This is a genomic window from Crocosphaera watsonii WH 8501 (genome assembly GCF_000167195.1).
In the GTDB taxonomy this organism is placed as follows: domain Bacteria; phylum Cyanobacteriota; class Cyanobacteriia; order Cyanobacteriales; family Microcystaceae; genus Crocosphaera; species Crocosphaera watsonii.
This window is the reverse complement of record NZ_AADV02000293.1, coordinates 1-2,731: the sequence shown is the minus strand read 5'-3', so window position 1 is coordinate 2,731 and position 2,731 is coordinate 1. Positions and strand designations below refer to the sequence as shown.

The 2,731-nt window shown below is 42.4% G+C and carries 1 protein-coding gene and 1 pseudogene; both read right to left on the bottom strand.

What is annotated here, in order from left to right:
• Nucleotides 1–156: 156 nt before the first annotated feature.
• Nucleotides 157–1,361 (bottom strand): annotated as a pseudogene (gene ftsH3 / locus CWATDRAFT_RS30980) (ATP-dependent zinc metalloprotease FtsH3); the annotation flags it as partial.
• Nucleotides 1,362–2,454: 1,093 nt separating this feature from the next.
• Nucleotides 2,455–2,586 (bottom strand): alkaline phosphatase PhoX, encoded by a 132-nt coding sequence (locus CWATDRAFT_RS42090; protein ID WP_007308640.1) that lies wholly within the window; start codon nt 2,584–2,586, stop codon nt 2,455–2,457.
• Between the last annotated feature and the right edge of the window lie 145 nt (nt 2,587–2,731).

Here is a 2,731-nt window from a genome sequence, read left to right as displayed (position 1 = left end):
TCTTCAATGGNTAACCAGTTAACCACGGACGGCCAAGGGAAAAGCGATTTTGGACAGGTTCTTATCAAGAACAATCCCCTATAAGGCTTGCCAACTCATGGTAACAAGTAGGTCTGCGCTTCTAAGTCAGGACCGATTTTCTTCTCAGGCCTGCTAAACGCGGTCAATGGCATCGTGACCTCATACATGGAATTTCGGTCAAATTACGACGAGCGGCTAAAATAGCAGCTTCGTTCAAGAGGTTAGAAAGATCAGCACCGGTAAACCCAGGAGTACGACGGGCAATTTTATCGAGATCAACGTCTTTGGCAGAGGGTTTTGCCACGAGCATGAACTGTCAGGATTTCTTGACGACCGGCGTAGTCGGGACGATCCACCACTACCTGACGGTCAAAACGACCTGGACGTAATAAAGCTGCGTCTAAGACATCGGGACGGTTGGTAGCAGCGATGATAATGATGCCGGTGTTGCCTTCAAAACCGTCCATCTCGGTTAACAGTTGGTTGAGGGTTTGTTCCCGTTCATCGTTACCACCCCCTAAACCAGCACCCCGTTGACGACCAACTGCGTCGATCTCATCGATAAATACGATACAAGGGGCGTTAGTTTTGGCCTGTTCAAATAAGTCACGGACACGGGATGCACCGACACCAACAAACATTTCCACAAACTCGGAACCAGAAATGCTGAAGAAAGGAACACCTGCTTCCCCTGCTACGGCCTTAGCTAACAGGGTTTTACCTGTTCCAGGAGGTCCTACTAATAAGACTCCTTTGGGAATTTTGGCACCAATGGCGGTGAAGCGATCGGCGTTTTTCAGAAAGTCTACAACTTCGGTGAGTTCTAACTTAGCTTGTTCGATACCAGCTACATCCCCAAAAGTTACTTGGGTTTGGGGTTCCATTTGTACCCGTGCTTTTGACTTGCCAAAGTTCATGGCCTGGGAACCAGGTCCACTTTGCGCCCGACGTAACAAGAAGAATAACCCAACCAGTAATAATATTGGCAGGAGGAAACTGGTAGCCACTCTCACCCAGACTCCTTCGTCGTTAGGGGGTTGGATGGCAATATCTACTTTGTTTTCGGACAAAATGTTGATTAAATCGGGATCGTTGGGTAGATTAACCAGTTGTGGTGCGCCACCTTCGGGGTTAGGAACCCTCGCTTGAGTGCGATCAGAACTCAGTGTCACTCGATCCACTCGGTTATTTTCTACACGGTCAATAAACTCGCTATAGGTTAATGTTTCCCGACTTTGAGTGTTATTGTTATCTAGAAAGGCTGATGCTAAAGCTAATACGACAATAAGCAAAAGTGCATATAGTCCAGCATTACGCCATGTTTTCTTATTCTTGTTCACGCTGTCGGCCTCTTTTTTATACTAAAGGGGAAGATAGGATTATCTTCAATATATCAAGGTTAATGATTTAACCAGATCATAACTCCTGAGAATTCAGGTCTGGTTTTTCCGAGAAAAACACTTGTTAATTTATGTTAACGTTTCTCAGGAACTATTGACTAGGAATTTTTTAATTAATTTAGTTAAGGCTGTCGGGGTGCTTCCTTCCCTTTTTTTGCCAAGATTTAGCAATAATCTCAATTCAAGCAAAAAAAATAGGGGAACCGCTATTTGTGTTGCTGAACGATTCCACCTGCCGATCCATCCTTGAGAGGAGAACACTTATTGACCCTATCATAGACTTATTAAAAATCTTTGTCAACAGTAATGAGAAGATTTTTCAATAGCTCACCACAAAAGTACAGAAAACTGGGGTATTCGCAATAGTCAATTGTTTTTCGCAATAAGGAAAAGACAAAAAAATAGGGGAACCGCTATTTGTGTTGCTGAACGATTCCACCTGCCGATCCATCCTTGAGAGGAGAACACTTATTGATTCAATCATAGTCTTATTAATAATTTTTGTCAATAGTGATGAGACTTTTTTTTAATGGCTCACCACAGAAGCACAGAAAACTGGGGCATTCGCAATAGTCAATTATTTTTCGCAATAAAGAAAAGACAAAAAAATAGGGGAACCGCTATTTGTGTTGCTGAACGATTCCACCTGCCGATCCATCCTTGAGAGGAGAACACTTATTGATTCAATCATAGTCTTATTAATAATTTTTGTCAATAGTGATGAGACTTTTTTTTAATAGCTCACCACAGAAGCACAGAAAACTGGGGTATTCGCAATAGTCAATTATTTTTCGCAATAAGGAAAAGACAAAAAAATAGGGGAACCGCTATTTGTGTTGCTGAACGATTCCACCTGCCGATCCATCCTTGAGAGGAGAACACTTATTGACCTTATCATAGACTTATTAAAAATCTTTGTCAACAGTAATGAGATTATTTTTCAATAATTCAGGAATGAGTATAGAGCATTATGGGTTAGTAAGCAAGCTTAAATGTATATATAGTGGGGGGTTGGACTTCTTCAATACCCCATTTAGATTGTTTGCCAACTTCCTGAAATAGCTAAGGTTAATCCTGGGGAATAAATATTGACAAACATAGTTTGACCATTGGGGGAAAAACACACACCAGCAAACTCGCTATTATTATAAGCATTACGAGCCAATCTATAATATTGCCCTTCTGGGGTGACACACGATTAAAAATTGTTCTCCCCTTCCATCCTCACAAACGATCAAATCACCAAAGGGGGACTAGAATTCGTGCAGGCGCGGGGTGATACACTGTCAGAGCGGCTGCCCCGCGGTATT